Source organism: Rahnella sp. AA (assembly GCF_002834385.1).
Taxonomy (GTDB): domain Bacteria; phylum Pseudomonadota; class Gammaproteobacteria; order Enterobacterales; family Enterobacteriaceae; genus Rahnella.
This window is the reverse complement of record NZ_PITQ01000006.1, coordinates 93,280-113,249: the sequence shown is the minus strand read 5'-3', so window position 1 is coordinate 113,249 and position 19,970 is coordinate 93,280. Positions and strand designations below refer to the sequence as shown.

Annotated in this window: 17 protein-coding genes; 10 read left to right on the top strand and 7 right to left on the bottom strand. The window is 53.6% G+C overall.

Annotated elements, in window-relative coordinates:
- Positions 1–128: 128 nt before the first annotated feature.
- Genes CWS43_RS15630 through CWS43_RS15620 form a run of 3 tightly spaced genes read right to left on the bottom strand, consistent with a single transcriptional unit; the run spans position 129 to position 2,597 of the window.
- A complete protein-coding gene (locus CWS43_RS15630) occupies positions 129–716 on the bottom strand; it encodes a flavodoxin (protein WP_101077944.1) in 588 nt (195 codons plus the stop codon).
- Positions 717–732: 16 nt separating this feature from the next.
- The gene (locus tag CWS43_RS15625; RefSeq protein WP_101077943.1) at positions 733–1,722 is read right to left on the bottom strand and encodes an aldo/keto reductase; all 990 of its coding nucleotides are present in this window, start codon (positions 1,720–1,722) and stop codon (positions 733–735) included.
- A gap of 23 nt (positions 1,723–1,745) precedes the next feature.
- Positions 1,746–2,597 carry an aldo/keto reductase gene (locus CWS43_RS15620; protein ID WP_101077942.1) on the bottom strand — a complete coding sequence of 284 codons (852 nt, stop codon included), beginning with the start codon at positions 2,595–2,597 and terminating at the stop codon, positions 1,746–1,748.
- Positions 2,598–2,823: 226 nt separating this feature from the next.
- On the opposite strand from CWS43_RS15620, the gene CWS43_RS15615 reads away from it, so the two are divergent.
- The 8 genes from CWS43_RS15615 (at position 2,824) to CWS43_RS15580 (ending at position 13,525) form a co-directional block, all read left to right on the top strand.
- On the top strand, positions 2,824–3,954 hold the full coding sequence (locus CWS43_RS15615; protein ID WP_101077941.1) for an efflux RND transporter periplasmic adaptor subunit: 1,131 nt from the start codon (positions 2,824–2,826) through the stop codon (positions 3,952–3,954).
- On the top strand, positions 3,951–7,031 hold the full coding sequence (locus tag CWS43_RS15610; RefSeq protein ID WP_101077940.1) for an efflux RND transporter permease subunit: 3,081 nt from the start codon (positions 3,951–3,953) through the stop codon (positions 7,029–7,031). The genes CWS43_RS15615 and CWS43_RS15610 overlap by 4 nt, the downstream gene beginning before the upstream one ends.
- Entirely contained in the window at positions 7,028–7,720 is a 693-nt protein-coding gene (locus tag CWS43_RS15605) for a heavy metal response regulator transcription factor (protein ID WP_101077939.1), read from the top strand. The genes CWS43_RS15610 and CWS43_RS15605 overlap by 4 nt, the downstream gene beginning before the upstream one ends.
- A complete protein-coding gene (locus CWS43_RS15600; protein WP_101077938.1) occupies positions 7,717–9,120 on the top strand; it encodes a heavy metal sensor histidine kinase in 1,404 nt (467 codons plus the stop codon). The genes CWS43_RS15605 and CWS43_RS15600 overlap by 4 nt, the downstream gene beginning before the upstream one ends.
- Before the next feature lie 111 nt (positions 9,121–9,231).
- Entirely contained in the window at positions 9,232–9,525 is a 294-nt protein-coding gene (locus CWS43_RS15595) for a hypothetical protein (protein ID WP_101077937.1), read from the top strand.
- Positions 9,526–9,674: 149 nt separating this feature from the next.
- Complete coding sequence (locus tag CWS43_RS15590; protein ID WP_232777001.1) at positions 9,675–10,082, top strand: hypothetical protein; 408 nt, start codon at positions 9,675–9,677, stop codon at positions 10,080–10,082.
- A 566-nt stretch (positions 10,083–10,648) separates the two neighbouring features.
- On the top strand, positions 10,649–12,034 hold the full coding sequence (locus CWS43_RS15585; RefSeq protein ID WP_101077936.1) for a diaminobutyrate--2-oxoglutarate transaminase: 1,386 nt from the start codon (positions 10,649–10,651) through the stop codon (positions 12,032–12,034).
- 18 nt (positions 12,035–12,052) lie between these two features.
- Positions 12,053–13,525 carry an aspartate aminotransferase family protein gene (locus CWS43_RS15580; protein ID WP_101078220.1) on the top strand — a complete coding sequence of 491 codons (1,473 nt, stop codon included), beginning with the start codon at positions 12,053–12,055 and terminating at the stop codon, positions 13,523–13,525.
- A 91-nt stretch (positions 13,526–13,616) separates the two neighbouring features.
- Here the strand turns inward: CWS43_RS15580 and CWS43_RS15575 are convergent, their stop codons facing one another.
- The 4 genes from CWS43_RS15575 to CWS43_RS15560 form a co-directional block, all read right to left on the bottom strand.
- Complete coding sequence (locus tag CWS43_RS15575) at positions 13,617–14,573, bottom strand: GlxA family transcriptional regulator (protein WP_101077935.1); 957 nt, start codon at positions 14,571–14,573, stop codon at positions 13,617–13,619.
- Positions 14,574–14,593: 20 nt separating this feature from the next.
- Positions 14,594–15,790 (bottom strand): MFS transporter, encoded by a 1,197-nt coding sequence (locus CWS43_RS15570; RefSeq protein ID WP_101077934.1) that lies wholly within the window; start codon positions 15,788–15,790, stop codon positions 14,594–14,596.
- 59 nt (positions 15,791–15,849) lie between these two features.
- Positions 15,850–16,611 (bottom strand): SDR family oxidoreductase, encoded by a 762-nt coding sequence (locus CWS43_RS15565; protein WP_101077933.1) that lies wholly within the window; start codon positions 16,609–16,611, stop codon positions 15,850–15,852.
- Between the two features lie 325 nt (positions 16,612–16,936).
- A complete protein-coding gene (locus tag CWS43_RS15560; protein WP_101077932.1) occupies positions 16,937–17,380 on the bottom strand; it encodes an ester cyclase in 444 nt (147 codons plus the stop codon).
- 118 nt (positions 17,381–17,498) lie between these two features.
- On the opposite strand from CWS43_RS15560, the gene CWS43_RS15555 reads away from it, so the two are divergent.
- Together CWS43_RS15555 and CWS43_RS15550 are read left to right on the top strand one after the other, a co-directional pair.
- The gene (locus CWS43_RS15555) at positions 17,499–18,422 is read left to right on the top strand and encodes a LysR family transcriptional regulator (RefSeq protein WP_101077931.1); all 924 of its coding nucleotides are present in this window, start codon (positions 17,499–17,501) and stop codon (positions 18,420–18,422) included.
- A 155-nt stretch (positions 18,423–18,577) separates the two neighbouring features.
- Positions 18,578–19,915, top strand: a complete 1,338-nt coding sequence (locus CWS43_RS15550) for a glycoside hydrolase family 28 protein (protein WP_232776999.1) — start codon at positions 18,578–18,580, stop codon at positions 19,913–19,915.
- Positions 19,916–19,970 lie beyond the last annotated feature (55 nt).

Here is a 19,970-nt window from a genome sequence, read left to right as displayed (position 1 = left end):
TGACTCTCCGTGGTGCCGTTCCCCGTTAACCTTTCAGAAAATATCAGGTCATAAGCGGGGGACAACGCCCAACGCTGACCCGTTATGTGCTTTTTATATCAATAAAAGGTCATATATGACCTTTTAAATCAGACTAATTCTTTCAGCCAGCTATTCACGCTTTCCATTGTCTTACGCTCCTGATCGGCCTGCATCACAAACGCTTCATGCAGTTGCGCTTTGGGTGCGTAGCGGGCCAGCACGGATGCGCTGTCGCCGGGGCCATATCCACCGTGCGTAATAAACGGGATCAGCTTTTTGCCGGAAAGATCGTGCTGGCTCAGAAATGAGCGAACGGTGGTCGGCACGGTGGTGCCCCAGATTGGAAAACCGAGACAGATCGTGTCATAGCTTGCGATCTCCGGCACCGTTTCTTTCAGTGGCGGTTCAAAGCCACGCTCCTGCTCCTGTTGCGCCTGAGCAACGGTCTTCAGGTAGTCTTCCGGATAGGCGGTGGCCGGAATGATTTCGAACAGATCAGTGTTCAGCCCGCGATGGATAAGCCCGGCAATCACGCGGGTGTTGCCGGTGCGGGTAAAGTATGCCACCAGAATGCGGGAGCCTTGCTTTTGCAAAGCTCCGCTTTGTGTTGACGCACTGACAGAACCACTGACCAGAGGAAGACCCGCCAGTGCGGCTAACAGCATCCGGCGGGTGGCATCGTGGTCTGAATTCATGGTATCGCCTCTCCTGTTAGCGCCCGACGCGTGCCTGTAAGGCCGCCGGGTAGCGGTCACCCTGGACTTTCACGGTTTCCAGCGCCGTGGCGATATTGCTCAGTTCCCGCTCAGACAGCACCACGTCTGCCGCGCCCAGGTTTTCTTCCAGACGGTGCAATTTTGTGGTGCCGGGGATGGGCACAATCCACGGTTTCTGTGCCAGTAACCAGGCCAGTGCAATTTGTGCCGGTGTGACGGCTTTGTCCTGCGCGATCTGGTTAAGTACGGCAACCAGAGCCTGATTGGCCGTCAGCGCCTCCGGTGAAAAACGAGGGACTTTGCTGCGGAAATCGTCGCTGCCAAACGTTGCTCCGGCGGCGATGGAACCGGTCAGAAAGCCTTTTCCCAGCGGGCTGAAGGGAACAAAGCCGATGCCCAGTTCTTCCAGCGTCGGGATAATTTCCTGCTCCGGTTCACGCCACCACATCGAATATTCACTCTGTAATGCCGTAACCGGCTGAACAGCGTGCGCGCGACGGATGGTTTGTGCACCGGCTTCTGACAAACCAAAGTGTTTCACTTTGCCTTCGGCGATCAGGTCTTTCACCGTGCCGGCGACATCTTCGACGGGGACATCCGGGTCGACACGATGTTGATAAAGCAGATCAATGACATCGGTTTTCAGGCGTTTCAGCGAGCCTTCGACGGCCAGGCGGATATGTTCCGGCCTGCTGTTGAGGATTTGCTGCTTATTGTCATCACCAAACGTGAAGCCGAATTTTGTCGCAATAATGACTTTATCGCGCAGCGGTGCCAGCGCTTCACCGACCACTTCTTCATTGAGATAAGGGCCGTAAACCTCAGCAGTATCAAAGAATGTCACCCCGCGCTCTACCGCGGCGCGGATCAGTTCGATGGCTTGCCTGGTTTCTGTCACCGGGCCATAACCGTGGCTCAGCCCCATGCAGCCTAAACCTATTGACGAAACTTCAAGGCCGGATTTTCCCAGCAGACGTTTTTGCATGTGATTTCTCTCCGGATGTGACGTTAGACGTTCAGTTTACGTTGGGTCAGCCACTCAACCATGGCCGGATCGCGGTGTGAGAAGAACGCGCTGGTGCCGGTATCGAGCGCTGCAATCAGGTTCATCTCTTCATTGCTGAGCTCAAAATCCAGCACGTTGATGTTTTCTTCCATGCGCTCTTTACGCACGGATTTCGCCAGCGAAGCGATGTTGCGCTGGAACAGCCAGCGCAGGATCACCTGACCGACGCTTTTTCCGTATTTTTTACCTAATCCCATAATCACGGGATTCTGGAATAATCCGTTGCGGCCTTCCGCGAAAGGTGCCCACGCTTGCGGCTGGATCCCTCTGGACTGCATCCACGGCACGGGTTGAAGCTGTTGGGTAAACGGATTGACCTCCACCTGATTAACGGCGGGCGCAACGTTGTTGAATGCTATCAGGTCCGCGAGCCGGTCGGGATGGAAATTACTGACGCCAATCGCACGGATTTTCCCGGCCTGCTGCAACTCTTCCATTGCCCGCCATGCCCCGTGCACATCACCGTAAGGCTGATGGATCAGATAAAGGTCAACGTAATCAAGTTGCAGGCGATTTAAAGAGCGCTCGAACTGGGCTTTTGCGCCTTCATAGTTTGTATCCTGTAACCAGAGTTTGGTGGTGACGAACAGTTCATCGCGTGCAATACCGCTTTGTTTCAGCGCATTGCCCACCTGGGTTTCGTTCTGATAGGAGGCGGCGGTATCAATCAGGCGATAACCGGCGTCAAGGGCATCGAGCACGGAACGTTCACATTCGGCAGGGTCGTTTATCTGGAAAACGCCAAATCCCAGTAAAGGCATCTCAATGCCATTATTTAATGCGATGTTTTTCATTACATGTTCCTCTTTGGGGTCACTGTGTATTCATAGGATCCTATTGATGATAGACCCGATGCTTTCATCAGATTAGGTGGGGGGAACAGGATGGGTTTATGAAAGGAATTCATTAATCGAAGTTTTGCCCCGTTAACATTACAAAGTTGTCATTTTTCTGGCGGCTTTCTGTGGGGGCGGGCAGCGTAAACTCGGCGCATATCTTATTGCCGGGAAGACCTGCTGTATGACCATTTCCAAGCCAAAGCGGCTCGCTGTTATCACTTTCGTGCTCGTGTGCGGAGCCTCCTTTTGGGGCTATTCATTACGCACTTCACCTGCGGCTGAAAAGCCTGCGGCGGCAGCGCCGCTGGTCAGCCTGGTGGCGGCGCAAAGCAAGGATTTGCCCCTGACACTGAATACCCAGGGACATCTGGTTTCGCTTAATCAGGTGGATGTTCGTGGGCAAGTCACCAGCGCCGTTGCGCAGGTGGCTTTCCATGAAGGGGATTTCGTTAAAAAAGGCCAGCTTCTGTTTGTACTTGATGACGCTGAGCAGCAGGCCGCGCTGCATCACGCTGTCGCACAGCTGGCAGTGATGAAGGCGCAGCGGGATAAAGCCACCAGCGACCTCAACCGCGGGAAGTCACTGGTCAAACAGAATTACATTTCTTCTTCGGACTGGGACACGCTGGTCAGCGCACAGCAGCAGTACGCCGCGCAGTATCTCTCAGCGCAGGATGATATCCGCACCGCGCAGGCACAGCTGGCCTACACCCGTATTTATGCGCCGGTGAGTGGTAAAACCGGGGCGCTGAACGTGCATCCGGGCAGCCTGGCCCAGCCGAGCAGTACGCTGCCATTAGTCAGCATTAATCAGTTTGATCCCATCGGGGCGGAGTTCACTTTACCCGAACAGAACCTGAATTCAGTGATTGTGGCTCAGCAGCACGAGCCGGTAAAAGTCTGGGTGAATGATGCCAACGGAAAACGTATTGCCGGCACGCTAAACTTTATCGATAACAGCGTCAGCACCACCAGCGGCACCGTCAGTTTCAAAGCCACGTTCGACAATGCCAATAATCTGCTGTGGCCGGGGCTTTATCAGAACATTACGGTGGATGCCGGAACCACGCCGAATGCGGTTGTTCTGCCACCGCAGGCGGTGCAGGATGGCCCCGATGGTCACTTTGTGTATGTCATTGACAAACAGAGCCACGCCGCGACAGTACCGGTGACGTTATTGCGTATCCAGCAGCAGATGGCCGTCGTTGAAGGTTTATCCGCCGGCATGCAGGTGGTATCAGAAGGTGCGCGGATGCTGCGCCCGGGAATGGCAGTGACGGTGGCGGCTAACCACGCGGGGCAGACCTTATGAGTTTGTCCGAACTGTGTCTGAAACGCCCGATTGCCGTCATGCTATTGTGGCTGGCGGTCATGGCTGCCGGTTTGCTGTGCTGGTTTAAACTGCCGATTGCGGCCTTGCCAAATTACGATACCCCCACGATTCAGGTGAACGCCTCGCTCTCCGGGGCCAGCCCTGAAACGATGGCCTCTTCGGTCGCAACGCCGCTGGAGAAAAAACTTTCCACTATTCCGGGTGTGGTGACGCTGACCTCAAACAGTTTGCAGGGCGCGACCACCATTGTGCTGGAATTCGACCCGTCGCGAAATATTGATTCGGCCTCGGTGGACGTGCAGTCCGCGTTATATCAGGCTTTGAAGCAATTGCCGTCTGAAATGACCACGCCGCCCTCGTTTCGTAAAATTAACCCGGCGGATGCACCGATTGTACAAATCGGTCTGGATTCACCGTCGATGCCACTTTCTGATCTGAACCGGTACTCTGATGACCTGATTTCTCCGGCACTGTCTACCCTGACCGGTGTGGCGCAGGTGACGGTAATCGGCCAGAAACGCTATGCGGTGCGGGTGGAGGTTAATCCGGACAAACTGGCGGCAACCGGTTTAACGCTCGAAGATGTGAACTCTGCGCTGAGCGCAGCCAACTCCAATTCACCGATTGGTGAGCTGGACGGGAAGCGCCAGATGGTGATGTTGCAGACCAGCGGCGACCTGATGAATGCGGCTGATTTTGCCAAAGTGGTGATCGCCACGCGTAACGGCCTGCCGGTGCGGCTTTCTGATGTCGCTTCCGTTGAGGACAGTATTGAGAACACCCTGAGTTTCAGTGCGGTCAACGGACATCACGCGATTGTACTCAGCGTACAGCGCCAGCCGGGTGCCAACATCGTAGCGACGCTGGATTCTATCCGCCAGCTGCTGCCGAAGATTCAGGCGCAAATGCCCGCCTCGGTGAACGTTAAGATCCTGAACGACCGTTCGATCTCTATCCGTAATGCCATTCATGACGTCACCGTCACGCTGATGCTGACTATCGGCCTGGTCATTATGGTGATTTTGCTGTTCCTGCGTCATGTCCGCGCAACGCTGATCCCCGCGCTCAGTCTGCCTGTTTCACTGTTGGGCGCCTTTGCACTGATGTACGCATTTGGCCTGAGTCTGGATAATATTTCCCTGATGGGGCTGACGATTGCCGTCGGGCTGGTGGTGGATGACGCCATTGTGGTGCTCGAAAACATCATGCGCTACATCGAGGCGGGCGAAAAACCGTTCCAGGCCGCGCTCAAAGGCGTCCGGGAGGTGGCATTTACGGTGCTGTCGATCTCGCTGTCGCTGATCGCAGTATTTATTCCGATCTTCCTGATGCCGGGTACGCTGGGGCTGCTCTTCCATGAATTTGCCTACGTGGTTTCACTGGCTATTCTGGTCTCTGCGGCCGCGTCATTGACGATTATTCCCTTGCTGGTGCCCATGCTTATCAAACCCCACACGGGGGAAGAGAAACCGGAACCGCGCTGGAGCCGGGTATTCGAAGCCGCGTTTGAAAGCCTGCGCCAGCATTACGCTAACGGGCTGGAGTGGGCGATCCGCCACCGTGCTGTCACGCTGAGCGTGGCGGTGAGCACCATCATTCTGACCGTCGGTTTATACTCGATTTCACCTAAGGGGTTTTTCCCGCAGGAGGATATCGGGCAGGTGACGGCCAATATTGATGCGCCGCAGGATATGTCTTATGAAGGCCGCCTGAAAGTGGCGGAGCAGTTGGGGACGACCTTGTTGCAGGATCCGAGCGTGGCTGACATGGTGACCAAAGTTGACCACGATACCACCCAGCTTTCGCTGACGCTGAAAGACCAGAACATGCGGCCCGCGATGGCTGATGTTTTGAAACAGATGCGTTCAGAAACCGCCTATCTGCCGGGGATTAAAGTGTTCTTCAGCCCGGTACAAAACCTGAAAGTGGGGGGCCGGAGCTCAAAAAGTAGCTATCAGTACACACTGCAATCGGTCAACAGCAGTGGCGGTACCAGCCTGAATGACTGGGCGAACAAAATGATGGTGGAGATGCAGAAGAGCGGGGTATTTGTGGGCCTCAACAGCGATGCGCAACTGAACGGTTTGCAGGCACAACTGGTGATTGACCGCAACAAAGCGTCGCTGATGGGCGTGGATATCCAGCAGATCCGCAAAAATCTTTATGATGCTTTCGGGACCTATCAGGTCTCGACTATTTATGCGCCGGAAGACAGCTATGAAGTCATCATGGAAGTGCAGGGGCCGTTCCGCCAGAACGAAAGTGATTTGTCGAAAATCTACGTCCGCGCGTCCGATAATTCCCTGCTGCCGATTACTACGTTTACCCATATTTCACGCACACAAGGCGTCACGGCCGTAAACCATCAGGGGCAGTTACCGGCCATTACGCTGTCGTTTGATCTGGCTCCCGGTAAGTCACTGTCCGATGCCACGCAGGCTATTTCGCAGGCGCAGCAAACGCTGAAAATGCCGGCCTCCGTGTTCGGGACTTACGCCGGCCAGGCGGCGCTGTTCCAGCAATCGCAAAGCAGCCAGATCTGGTTGATTTTGCTGGCACTGGCGGTGATTTATGTGATTCTCGGGATGTTGTATGAAAGCTGGATCCACCCGCTGACGATTCTTCTGGGGCTGCCGTCGGCGGCAGTCGGTGCGCTGCTGGCGCTGAGGCTGTTTAACCTCGACCTGACGTTTATCGCCATGATAGGTATCTTGCTGCTGATAGGCATTGTGAAAAAGAACGCTATCATGATGATAGACTTTGCATTAGCCGCGCAGCGCGAGCATGGCATGAGCCCGCATGACGCCATCATGCAGGCTTGTTTACAACGTTTCAGGCCGATCATGATGACCACGCTGTGCGCGATTATGGGCGCACTGCCGATAGCGCTGGGCCTGGGCGCCGGTGCTGAACTGCGCCAGCCGATGGGGGTAGCCATTGTCGGTGGTCTGCTGTTCTCGCAATTTATTACCCTGTTTATCACACCGGTGTTGTTCTTACTGTTCGACGGTAAAGGCAGCAAAACCGCAGAACCTGAGGTGAAGGAGCTGTCATGAGATTACTGTTGGTGGAAGACCAAAAAATGGCGTCCGAGTATATTGCCAAAGGGCTGACGGAGAATAATTTCGTGGTAGATGTCGCGCAAAACGGCGTTGACGGGCTGCATTTCCTGCTGACCAATGATTATGATCTGGCGATCCTCGATGTCATGTTGCCGGGCATTGATGGCTGGAAGGTGATTGAGATGGCGCGCCAGGCCGGTAAGCAAACGCCGATTATGTTCCTGACCGCGCGCGATGATGTGGAAGACCGCGTTCGCGGCCTGGAACTGGGCGCGGAAGATTATCTGATCAAGCCGTTTTCCTTCAGTGAACTTCTCGCCCGTGCGCGAGTGATCCTGCGCCGCCAGACGGCGCAGTATTCCCCTGCGGCGGAGGAAAACCAGCTACAGGTTGCCGACCTGACCCTCGACCTGCTTAAGCACCGGGTTACCCGCGCCGGCGTGCGCATTGAGCTGACGCAAAAAGAATTTTTGCTGCTCAGTTTGCTGATGCGCCGCTCGGGCGAAGTGCTGTCCCGCACCGTTCTGGCTGAGCAGGTGTGGGACATGAATTTCGACCCGGAAACCAATGTCATCGATGTCGCCATCCGCCGACTGCGCAACAAAATTGACGATGATTTCGACGACAAACTCCTGCATACGCTGCGCGGTGCAGGCTATGTGCTGGAACTGCGCACCTCATGAGATCACTTCTGCGCCCATTGCGCAATATGCCGATTACTTTCCGGTTAACGCTCTACTTTTCCCTGACGATGGCTATCGTCCTGTACTGTGTTTCCGGCCTGCTGTATTCCACCATGCGTTCTCAGCTCAATCAGAAAGATGAGCAGGAGCTGCGCAGCTCAATGCAGTTTCAGCAGGAGATGGCGGTTGCGATCAGTGAGCGGCAGGGGACTGAAGCGCAGTGGCAGAAAGAGCTGTTTGAATTTGTCGTGCAGCAGGAGCGGCTGTCGCTACGTATCATCAGCCCGGATGGCAAAATCTATTCTCAATCGGCCAATATGCGCGTGCCGCAGTCTGATTTTTCACCCCCGACCCAGAATTTCAGTTACCGGTCATGGCGTTACAGTGACGACGAACACCGGGAAAAGTATCTGATCACCTCGACGTATTTCACACTGAAAGATCATCAGCAATGGCTGGTGCAGGCCGCGCTGAATGTGTCAAAAAACAATGAAATCATTGAAAATTATTATCAGATGATGCAGTTCATCGCCGCTTTGGCGATCATCATCTTTTCCGCTTTTGGCTTCTGGCTGGCGCGCCGGGGGTTATCACCGCTGCGCACCATTATCGCGGACATCGAGAAAATTCACGCCGAAGACCTGCATACCCGTATTTCTACCCAGCGCTGGCCGACAGAACTGAATGCGCTGGCTGCTTCTTTTGACCGGATGATGATGCGGCTTGAAGCCTCCTTTAAGCAGCTCAACCGCTTCTCTTCTGACATTGCCCATGAATTACGTGCGCCGATCAATAACCTGATTTCTGCTGCCAGCGTGACACAATCTAAAGACCGCAGCAGCCAGGAATACCAGGAAACCCTCGCCGCCATTGTTGAAGAAGGTGAACGCTTGTCCCGAATGATCTCCTCCATGCTGTTTCTGGCAAGGGCAGATAACAGCCGTGAAGCTTTATCTAAAGAATGGTTAAGCAGCCAGCATGAGTTTGAAAAGCTGATCAATTTTTACGATATTCTGGCTGAAGAAAATAATATTACGCTGGTCAGCGAAGGCGATATTGCGGTCCTGGGGGATCCGCTGCTGTTGCAACGCGCGCTGTCGAACCTGCTGTCCAACGCCCTACGCCATACCGGGGAGAACGGGCAAATTACCCTCAGCGCCAGGGATGACGGAAACGTGGCCTTGCTGAGTATTGAAGATAATGGTGAAGGGATTTCTGCCGAACATCTGCCGCTGATTTTTGACCGCTTCTACCGGATAGATGCTTCACGCAGCCTGACGGAAAACACCGGTCTGGGGCTGGCGATTGTCAAAACTATCGCAGAATTACACGGCGGCAAGATCCTCGTTGAAAGCGAGCCGGGGAAAGGGAGCCGGTTCACGCTGGTTCTGCCGAAATAAACGGCTTACATTGCAACATCGTAATGTGAGTGACGGCGTGGGGTCATGGTCGGGAAGGCATACTGTCTCTAAAGGCATCACCTCTGATGTTATCGAAAGAGAGTATTGATTATGAAAAAGAATCCCCTGGTTTATATCGCATTAGTGACCGGTTTTATCTGTATGGCGGGGACTTCGCTGACCACGGCAAATGCGGCGGGTATCGAGCGTGTTTCCAATATTTCGCTGCTTTCTCCGGCGGCGTTCCATCCGGATCTGAACAAGCTGCACAATGATTATCCTTATGGGTTGCCTAAGCAAAGTGATGATTATCATGAACAGGCGGCGTCTCACCATAAAGAAGGCAGTGATAATAACGCCGCGTCGCCAACAGAGAACGACACGACGTTCCAGGTTATCCGCTGATACGGGAATATTTACTGAAAGGCCGGGGCCAGACGTCTGCCCCGGTTTTTTTGCTGTGAATTTTTTATCAAATAAGTACAACATCGTCGCGGTTATGGGTTACTTTTCTTAAGATTTACGGACTGATAGAAAAGAGGGAAGGCGAACACATGACCAAACCGTTTTCAGGCACCGCGCAGGCGCTGATGATGTCGTTACTGACGGGACAGGTTATGCACTGGCAACGCGCGTGGTATCCGCAGCCTTTTACATCGGCAGTCTGGCGCAGTGTCAGCACGGTGTTGTTTTCGAAAATACTGGAGCCGGTCTGGTGGTGTTGCCGGTGCCCTGAACCGGTGGTTACCGTCAGGAAAAACACGGTTTACTGGCTGGCACATCTGGTGCAGGAGCCGGGGCCGGCGGCGGACAAACTGTGGATTGATGCAGTGAAAGCCCGCTATCAGATGCAAACCAACAGTGCACTCGGACCTGACGCTGACCCGTTCCTGCTGCAGATTTTTCAGGATTACGTGGCGTTGTATGACCTTTACAGCCGGGGCCGGGCGAAGGAATCTTAGCAACGTGCCTTTCTGCCGCAAAGGTGACCCCCTGATATATTAACGGGTGTAATAAACGTCCGTATTATTTGGGTAATAACCCGAATTTATATCGGTGTAATATATTTCAAAATTTATATTCGGCCAATATTCAGCCATTTACTGGCCGTGCGATTATTATACGCATTCAGGCAACGCGCGGCGGGCTATAATAACGGTGTTCTTCAGGAATCACTTATCCGGCATCAGAACCGGTGCGAAGTCACGGCCAGAGAAGGGGGGGCACGGCGTTGCTTAAGGGCAATTTTGTTCCCGTGGTATCACGCGTTTACCCGTTGTTTACCTGACAGGAAGTGCTTTTTAGTGCTTTATTAATGCCCGTGTAACTGAGTTAAGTCAGCACGATCGTTCAATAAATCAGCAACATATTGATTCCTATAAAAAAGAATAAACAATTCTATACAAAATAATTTATTGAGGTACAGAGTAAAAAGCCATATATTGGCCGCGTTTTTCTCATGGTACTTACCTTTTAAATACATTTATTCAATTGCAGCGTTTTCATAACCTGCGGTTGTAGGAGAGATATGATGACGGATAAAGTCCGTATTGACAGTTTAGGTGCGAATTCATTAAACGGAAACAATGAAACCTATTTGGCGAGACAAGCTGAATTTGAATCGAATGTCAGGAGCTACCCGCGTAAATTGCCACTGGCAATCGCGAAGGCCAATGGCGTGTGGATCACCGATGTTGAGAATAATCAATATCTTGATTGCCTTGCTGGTGCCGGTACGCTGGCTCTTGGACATAATCATCCGGACGTGCTGCAAAGCATCCAAAATGTCATTACCAGCGGCTTGCCGTTACATACACTGGATCTGACAACCCCGTTGAAAGATCAGTTCTCAGAATATCTGCTTTCTTTATTGCCGCAACAGGGCAAAGAGTATTGCCTGCAATTCACCGGCCCGTCAGGTGCGGATGCTGTTGAAGCCGCGATGAAACTGGCTAAAAAAGTCACCGGTCGCTCTGGCATCATCAGCTTCTCTGGCGGCTATCACGGTATGACTCATGCCACTCTGGCGGTGACCGGTAACCTGTCTCCGAAAGAAGCGGTAAACGGCATGATGCCGGAAGTGCAGTTTATGCCTTACCCGCACCAGTACCGCTGCCCGCTGGGCATTGGCGGTGACGCTGGCGTTAAAGCATTAACTTATTACTTCGAAAACCTGATCAACGACGTTGAAAGCGGCGTGCGCAAACCTGCAGCCGTGATTCTGGAAGCTGTTCAGGGCGAAGGCGGCGTGAACCCGGCACCGGCTGAGTGGTTGCAACGCATCCGTAAAGTGACTCAGGAACACGGCATTCTGCTGATCCTCGACGAAGTTCAGGCTGGCTTCTGCCGTACCGGTAAACAGTTCGCCTTCGAACACGCGGGCATCGAGCCGGATATCATCGTGATGTCTAAAGCGGTCGGCGGTGGCTTGCCACTGGCTGTTCTGGGTATCAAAAAACAGTTCGACGCATGGGCTCCTGGTCACCACACCGGTACATTCCGTGGCAACCAGCTGGCGATGGCGACCGGCCTGACGACGCTGAAGATCCTGAAAGACAACAAGATCGCAGACAAAGTTGCAGCACAAGGCGAGTGGCTGAAAGGCAAACTGGCCGATATGCAAAAACGTTACCCGGTGATGGGTAATGTGCGCGGTCTGGGCCTGATGATCGGTATTGAGATCGTTAAGCCAAACGAAGCGCAGGATCATATGGGTTGCTACCCGGCTGACGGCGAACTGTCTGCACTGTTGCAGAAAAAATGTTTCGAAGCGGGCCTGATCCTTGAACGCGGTGGCCGTAATGGTTGCGTGCTGCGTCTGTTGCCTTCCCTGCTGATCACCAACGATGAGCTGGGTATTTTCCTCGATAAGTTTGAGCAGGCGCTGTTAGCGGCTGGCGTCAAACCTGTTTGAGTGGAGTGAATGACCCTGATGTCCGAGTTAAACCCGATTCTGGCAGGCTCAGCGCAAAGCACTGAAGCCTACCAGCAGGCTATTGCACAGAGCAGCGCCGCTGTTGTGCAGTGGCTGCAGCAACCTGAGATGTATCAGGGTAAAACTGTTGCACAACTGCGTGAGCGCATCACGCTTGATTTCAATCCTCAGGGCCTGGGTAACCAGGTCGCGATTGAACGTGCGATAGAATACTTTTTGAAAGACAGCCTGTCGGTGCATCACCCGCAGTGTGTCGCGCATCTGCATTGCCCGAGCCTGGTGATCAGCCAGGCTGCTGAGGTGCTGATCAACGCAACGAACCAGAGTATGGACTCCTGGGACCAAAGCCCGTCGGCCACCATCATTGAGATGAAGCTGATTGAATGGCTGCGTACTCAGGTAGGTTATCAGTCTGGCGATGCGGGCGTGTTCACCAGCGGTGGGACTCAGAGCAACCTGATGGGGCTGATGCTGGCGCGTGATGCGTTCTTCGCCCGTCAGGGGCACTCAATCCAGCAGGATGGCCTGGTCGGCGATCTGCGTAAGATTAAAGTTCTGTGTTCCGAAAATGCCCATTTCTCGGTGCAAAAGAACATGGCGTTAATGGGCCTTGGTTATCAGTCTGTGACGCTGGTGAAAACCGATGAGTTTGCCCGTATGGATCTCAACGATTTGCGCGAGAAAGTGGCACAGGCACACGCCAACGGCGAGCAGATCCTGGCGATCGTCGCAACAGCCGGTACCACCGACGCCGGTGCTATCGACCCGTTGCGTGATATTGCAGAACTGGCGTCAGCAAACCAGATCTGGGTGCATGTTGATGCAGCCTGGGGCGGCGCGTTGCTGATGTCTGAGAAATATCGCGATTATCTGGACGGTATTGAGTTAGTGGATTCCATCACTCTGGACTTCCACAAACAGTTCTTCCAGACCATCAGCTGTGGCGCATTCCTGCTTAAAGAAGAGCGTCACTACGAGCTGATGCGCTATCAGGCGGCTTACCTGAACTCTGAGTTCGACGAAGCGGCGGGTGTGCCTAATCTGGTGTCTAAATCGTTGCAGACTACCCGTCGTTTTGATGCATTGAAACTGTGGATGGGTCTGGAAGCGTTAGGGCAGAAACAGTACGCGGCGATCATCGATCACGGTGTGACGCTGGCGCAGGATGTTGCGCAGTATGTTACGTCTGCCGCCTCTCTTGAGCTGGTGATGAAGCCACAGCTGGCGAGCGTTCTGTTCCGTTACCGTCCTGAGCAGCTGGCCACTGCCAGCGACGCGGCTATTGCACTGCTGAACCAGAAGATTGGCGATGCGCTGCTGGAATCCGGTCGTGCGAACGTGGGTGTGACCGAGCATAACGGTGTCACCTGCCTGAAACTGACCCTGCTGAACCCGACGGTTACGCTGGACGATGTTAAGGTGCTGCTGGCTCTGGTTGAGAAAACCGCACAGCAACTGCTTAACGCCTGAGTTTTAGCCCGGCGATAATACCCTGCGAAAGCCGGTAACACGAAAGTGTCACCGGCTTTTTTATTGCCAGAATCGCCGCAAAGAAAAGGTTTTATAACGCCGCTCCCTTCTGCTGCCTGCCAGCGCGCAGCGATTGTGGGGGAATGCCGTATCCCCGGATAAACACTTCCCGCATATGGCGGCCATCCCTGAAACCGGATTCCCTGGCAATGACGTCCAGTGACAACCGGCTTTGTTCAATCATCAGCCGTGCAGCTTCCAGCCGCAGCCCTTCGATGGCTTTGGCGGGTGACTTGCCTGTTTCCGAACGAAAAAGCCGGCTTAGCTGACGTGCGCTGATATGGACTGCATCCGCCAGGATTTCAACCGTGAGTGATTTACGCAAATTGTGGCGCGCATACTCAAGCGCACCTTGTAAACGATCTGAACGGGGTGAAAGCTCGAGCATTTCAGAATGCTGAGTTTGTCCGCCAGAGCGGCGCTGATTCATGACCAGCCGGTGGGCGACGATACGGGCAATGTCTGTGCCGAGATCTTTTTCCACCATCCCTAACGCCATATCAAGGCCTGCGGTCATGCCTGCGGATGTCCAGATTGCATCATCGATGATAAAAATGCTGTCTTCTTCTATCCGGATCACCGGGTGTAACGTTTTCATGCTTTGCGCATGCGCCCAGTGAGTGGTGGCCCGTTTCTTATCGAGCAACCCTGCCTGTGCCAGCACAAAGGCGCCAGTACAAATCCCGGCAATACGGCGGGCATGGTGCCCGGCCGTTTGCAGAAAACGAATGATGCCTTCGGAAGCCGGTTGCTCTGCGGGTGTCAGAACGCCGGCAACGAGCCAGGTATCCGCCAGCGTGCAGGACGACAGCTTCCGGCTGTCGATCCCGATCCCTGAGGACGATTGAGTGATCCCGCCATTTTCCGAATAGACGGTTGGCTGGTAGAAATTTTCGCCATAAACATGGTTAGCGAATTCAAAGACGGTCAGCGTTGATAAAGCCAGAACCTGAAAATTATCAGAAATGATCAAACCTATCCTGTGCATCGTATCCCCCACATGGCGTTTCAGTTTTCGACGATATTCCGGCAAGGCCCCGGCATCCGCAAATATTCGGAAACCCGCAGGCTGAGCATGGCCAGTAACAGGAATATCACCGAGCTGACCATGACGCCATAAAATCCCGCCGACGGATAAATCCAGGATGCCACTGCCGAACCGAAACCGATACCGCAGAACATAAAGGCGCTGGTCAGGGCCAGTGAGACACCGCGATGAACCGGATCAGACAGCTCAACGATCCTGCGCTGTTGCGTTGGCCAGAGAATGTCGGTGGCGAATGCCCAGAACACCAGTGCGGCGTAGAGAAGTGCCAGTGAGCCTGGCAGTGCGACAATAAACAGCATATCGGCGACCAGCAGCGTAATGCCCACCGTCAGCAGCTTTTCCGCGCTGTATTGCCGGGCGGCGCGTGATACAAACAGGTTTCCCATAATGCCCGCCACGCCTAAGATCGCGAGGGCAATGGATACGGCACCGGCATCACCCCGGTAGGTATCACGGATAATCGGCGAAATGAACGAATACATATCGTAGACGCCGGAGGTGATGAAAAATACGACCAGAAAAGCAGCCAGCGATTTCCCCTCTGTCAGCACATGCCCGACCTGGCGAAGTGTCACATTCACACCGGCGACATGATCAGGCACGCACAGCAACACGTTGAGCGCACTTAACAGGCTGACGCCACCGACGATGATAAACAGTATTCTTGCGCCCCACAGGTTAGCAATCCAGGCGGCGAGCGGGATACCGACCATACTGGCCATCGATACGCCGAGTAGAATCATCGCGATAGCGCTGCCCCGCTCTTTTTGCATCACCAGTTCTGAACCCAGTGCGACCAGCACAGGCCCAATCAGTGATGCCCCAAGACCCATCACAATGCGTGAAACGACCAGCAGGGAATAACCGGGCGCCGCAGCGAAAAGAAACGACCCGAGTGCGAAAACAAAAATACCGGCGAGCACCTGCTGGCGGCGTCTGAAGTGCCCGAACAGTACCTGCGCCAGCGGCGCGGCAAGCGCAAATGTCAGCCCGAAAATCGCCAGCAGCCGCGCACTCTGTGGATCCGTCAGATCCCATTCATGAGAAATAGGCGCGAGGCTGCCAGCGACGGATAAAGAGCCCGTTGCCTGAATAAAGTAAGCAATGCTGAGTGCCCACAGTGAACGACGCTGTGGTGCGGTGATCTGATTCTTCATGACGGATATCTCCGCAAACCGGAAAAAGTCGTGGCACCCCGCGATGCCACGATAAACTATTACTGAACAGGGATAGGGTTTTCAGCCACAGACTGGTTGAATGCATTCACCATCACATGCTCATTTGCACCCGGGTTGTCACGCACCGGCAGGACGCGGTCAACAATGGCTTCAATGGTTTCGGTGCCCAGCTTGTCGAAAGTCTCTTTGATAAAGTCGTCCAGCGGCATGGCACGCGGGTCGCCGCTCTTATAGATCAGGTCGGTATCCACCCACGGCGGCGAAATTTCAATCACCGTTACTCCGGTATCTCGCAGGAGAAAACGCTGAGACAAGGTGTAGGAGTGAATGGCCGCTTTCGTGGCGGAATAAAGGGCGTTAGTTGCCAGTGGCAGAAAAGCCAGAACCGAGCTGTTGTTAATCAGCACGGCATCTTTTTGTTTTTTCAGATGCTCAATAAAAGCCGCACTGATACGCACCGGCCCGAGCAGGTTGGTATCAAGCAACGTGACCGCCTGTGCATCATCAAGCGCACCGGCTGCGTTATCAAAAGGCATGATACCGGCGTTATTGATGACCACGTTAAGCGCCGGGTAAAGTGAAAGTATACGGTCAGCCGCCTGCCGGATACTGGCCGGATCGGTGACATCCAGCACCACGGAGTCCATCCCCGGGTTGGCTGCCGTAACGCTGTTGAGCAGCGCCTGACGTCGCCCCGAAATGATCACCTGATTTCCCTGTTTATGGAAAGCCTCTGCCAGGCCGCGTCCAATGCCTGATGCGCCGCCGGTAATGAAAATGGTGTTACCTGTCAGTTTCATGATGATTTTCCTGTCTGGATTTATGGAAGAGCCCTGTATCCCGGCGGTATGAAACCGCAGTGATGTGGGCCAGTGAAATCATCATAAGCATTTTCATTGCGTCTTAAATGACGCATAAGGTCGTGATTTGGGACATCACTTTTCGCGCGAGAGAGAATTCAGCGGGGAGGTTTTCATTCAGGGGAAAAATTCACTAAACCACTACGGAGCTAAAACCGGAGAAAATACTATCCATTATATCGATATCAGGTTTTATATTGCCGGCTCCGCCTTATCCGGCTGCTGCCCTTAACCGCGGGCAGCAGCAGCGTCGTTGTTCGGTGTTTTAAGAAAGGGGAGGGAACTGGCCTAATTGCATAAACAGGCCGAACCAGTCTTCCAGATGCCAGGTTGTGGTAATCCGCTCGCCGTTAAGCTGGTGGATCTCATGCAACCGGATACTGACAAACTTGCCAGTGGGCGCGATGCCCATAAACATTCCTTTGTGTGTACCGGTAATTTCTGCCCGGACGGCAATCTGCCCCGGAACCTGTAGCAGGTCGTGGATCACGATCTGCACATCAGGGAAAGCCGCCGCGAACGCGTTAATAATCGGCTTCAGTCCCTCGGGGCCGGGCACCTGACCCGGTGCCAGTGGAATATCAGCCCAGTCGGGGGTAACGGCTTCATCAACCAAATCAGGTTGTTGCAGGCTGAAAGCCTGATAGATTTTTTCAACAGCCTGACGTTCTGCTATAAGACGATTTGACGTCCCGGTATTGTCTGACATTTCGATATCTCTCTGGCAGGTTAGCTTTCATTGTGGATAATCTGGAGCACTCAGCCAGTATCACATCAGCAACAGCGGTAATTGAAATAAGAAAAGCATATAGAGGAATATACGTTTCATGGATTTTAAAGGGCTTGATCTGAACCTTCTGGTGGCCTTCGATGCGCTGATGGAGGAACGAAATGTCACCCGTGCTGCTGCAAAAGCCGCTGTCAGCCAGCCTGCGATGAGCGCTGCACTTTCGCGCCTGCGCACGCATTTTGCCGATCCGTTGTTTATCCGCAGTGCTTCAGGTTTATTGCCGACCGCACGGGCAAAAGAGATCAGTTTGCACGTTTCAAACGCGCTGAGTGAACTGGCTAATCTGCTGGCTCCCGCCGAGGCGTTTACGCCTGAAAAAGGGAGCATTTCCTTCACGCTGGGCATGCCTGAATACCCGATGATGGTGCTCTTGCCTGGGATCACGGCGGCGCTCAGACGGCGGGCACCGGGCGTGACTCTTCATGTGCGGACATTTATCGATCGCGATGAGTCTGTACAGATGCTTGATAGCGGAGAGGTCGACATGGTGATCGGCATCATGCCGACACAATCTGAAAGCCGGATATTATCGCTCCCGTTATTTAGCGATGAATTTGTGACCCTGGTCCGGCGCGACAGCGAGGCCGCCAGAGAGGGTATGACGCTCGACGCGTATCTGCGGATGGGGCATATATTGGTGTCGCCGGAAGGCCATCATTATGGCCAGGTGGATGAGCGGCTCAGAGAAATGGGGCTGGTCAGAGAACTTCGTCTGACCCTGCCCACGATGTTTGCTGTCTCGGAAATCGTCCGGCAAACACATTATGCCGCCACGGTTCTGAGACGAAGCGTGTTAGTCAGTGAGAATGATGAAAATATTGCGATGTTCAAACCGCCGGTCGGGATGCCAGAAATACCGTTTCATTTGCTGTGGCACCGGCGTTCCGATGGCATCAGTGCACAACAATGGCTGAGAAACCTGATCTGCGCACAATCCGCTGAATTGCTGAGTGCGCCGTAAAACGCCGGTGGGATCGTCCGGATCATGGCTCCGGTGATGGCGGGCAAGTGCCAGCGGTCATTAAGCGTTCCTGTTACATTTCCTGATTATTCGAATTATTACTGCATGTTAGTCTCAGCCTTTAACTCCATGTCTTTTATGAGAATTAAAGTGAAATGAAATTATCATTTAAAATGTTCATGAGCGTCGTTTCGATTCTGCCTTCTCTTGCTATGGCTGGAACTCTGCCAGCAGTGTGTCATCCTGAAAAATTTGGTGGTAAGGGCGACGGGCTTACCCTGAACACTCAGGCGATTCAAAAAGCGATAGATGAGTGTTATCAGAAAGGCGGTGGCACAGTGTCCTTCGGTGCAGGCCGGTGGTTGTCCGGGCCGCTTATGCTTAAAGATCACATCACGCTGGATATCCCTCAGGGAACAGTATTGCAGGCCAGCAACAGTGCAAATGATTTTGTCGCGGCGTTTATCGGGCGTCCGGCTCAGGCGCGCGAAGCCTTTATTCTGGCGAACCGGGCAACGGATGTTGCTATTACGGGCGGGGGGACGATTGACGGAAATGGTCAGGAAAGCTGGTGGCCACAGGCGTTAAAGCTGCGCAATCAGGTCAGAAGCGGAGATGCGGCGGCATTCACGAGCCGCTATCCCGGCATTCCGATTGCGAACGGGATGCCGCGCCCTTGGCTGGTTGAATTTAATAATGTCTCCCGATCATCACTCAATAATATTCACCTGACCCGGTCACCGATGTGGAATTTAGTGATCCGCAACAGCAGTGATATCCATGTGAATAAGCTCCTGATTACGAACCCGCTGACATCACCTAATACTGATGGCATTGATATTGTGTCATCCAGATCGGTCTTTATCCGTGGGGCAGATATTCACACCGGTGACGATAATATAGCGATTAAATCGGGCGTTCAGCCGCAAAGTGGCGAACCATCAAAAGACATTTTTATCAGTGATTCTGTGATGCGTGAAGGGCACGGTATTTCGGTCGGAAGTGAAACGGCTAACGGTATTGGCAAAGTGTCCGTCAGCCATATCCGGTTTATTAATACCGAAAACGGGCTGAGGATAAAATCCGGACGCGACAGGGGCAATACGATAGGTCCGTTCTTTGCTGAAGATCTCACGATGCAGAATGTGATTACGCCTTTGCTGGTCACCGACAGCTATAGCGGGCAAAGCGGCGCGGAAGGAAAATCTTTAATTGCCCCGATCCCGCATGCAGATGTCACGGCGACCACGCCGAAGATTTCAGGCGTGACGATAAAAAATCTCAAGGCCACAGGGGCGAAATATGCCATGATTTTCAGCGGATTGCCTGAGTCATCAATCCGGGATATCAGCCTGCAAAATATAACGATTTCGTCGCAGAAAGGGGTTCAGGCGCGTTATGCCGAAGGGCGCCTGAAATCTGTGGATCTGGATGTTGCCAGCGGCCCGGTGTGGAATAAAGGCCCGGGAGTGAGTTTTACTGCGATGCAATGATTGCGGGGAAATCAAAAACGAAAAGGGCAGCGACTTAAAACGCTGCCCTTACTGA

Excerpts from the sequence above, each read along its gene's own strand:
- CWS43_RS15630 (WP_101077944.1), bottom strand. The coding sequence starts at position 716 with ATGAATTCAGACCACGATGCCACCCGCCGGATGCTGTTAGCCGCACTG.
- CWS43_RS15625 (WP_101077943.1), bottom strand. The coding sequence starts at position 1,722 with ATGCAAAAACGTCTGCTGGGAAAATCCGGCCTTGAAGTTTCGTCAATA.
- CWS43_RS15620 (WP_101077942.1), bottom strand. The coding sequence starts at position 2,597 with ATGAAAAACATCGCATTAAATAATGGCATTGAGATGCCTTTACTGGGA.
- CWS43_RS15615 (WP_101077941.1), top strand. The coding sequence starts at position 2,824 with ATGACCATTTCCAAGCCAAAGCGGCTCGCTGTTATCACTTTCGTGCTC.
- CWS43_RS15610 (WP_101077940.1), top strand. The coding sequence starts at position 3,951 with ATGAGTTTGTCCGAACTGTGTCTGAAACGCCCGATTGCCGTCATGCTA.
- CWS43_RS15605 (WP_101077939.1), top strand. The coding sequence starts at position 7,028 with ATGAGATTACTGTTGGTGGAAGACCAAAAAATGGCGTCCGAGTATATT.
- CWS43_RS15600 (WP_101077938.1), top strand. The coding sequence starts at position 7,717 with ATGAGATCACTTCTGCGCCCATTGCGCAATATGCCGATTACTTTCCGG.
- CWS43_RS15595 (WP_101077937.1), top strand. The coding sequence starts at position 9,232 with ATGAAAAAGAATCCCCTGGTTTATATCGCATTAGTGACCGGTTTTATC.
- CWS43_RS15590 (WP_232777001.1), top strand. The coding sequence starts at position 9,675 with ATGACCAAACCGTTTTCAGGCACCGCGCAGGCGCTGATGATGTCGTTA.
- CWS43_RS15585 (WP_101077936.1), top strand. The coding sequence starts at position 10,649 with ATGATGACGGATAAAGTCCGTATTGACAGTTTAGGTGCGAATTCATTA.
- CWS43_RS15580 (WP_101078220.1), top strand. The coding sequence starts at position 12,053 with ATGTCCGAGTTAAACCCGATTCTGGCAGGCTCAGCGCAAAGCACTGAA.
- CWS43_RS15575 (WP_101077935.1), bottom strand. The coding sequence starts at position 14,573 with ATGCACAGGATAGGTTTGATCATTTCTGATAATTTTCAGGTTCTGGCT.
- CWS43_RS15570 (WP_101077934.1), bottom strand. The coding sequence starts at position 15,790 with ATGAAGAATCAGATCACCGCACCACAGCGTCGTTCACTGTGGGCACTC.
- CWS43_RS15565 (WP_101077933.1), bottom strand. The coding sequence starts at position 16,611 with ATGAAACTGACAGGTAACACCATTTTCATTACCGGCGGCGCATCAGGC.
- CWS43_RS15560 (WP_101077932.1), bottom strand. The coding sequence starts at position 17,380 with ATGTCAGACAATACCGGGACGTCAAATCGTCTTATAGCAGAACGTCAG.
- CWS43_RS15555 (WP_101077931.1), top strand. The coding sequence starts at position 17,499 with ATGGATTTTAAAGGGCTTGATCTGAACCTTCTGGTGGCCTTCGATGCG.
- CWS43_RS15550 (WP_232776999.1), top strand. The coding sequence starts at position 18,578 with ATGAAATTATCATTTAAAATGTTCATGAGCGTCGTTTCGATTCTGCCT.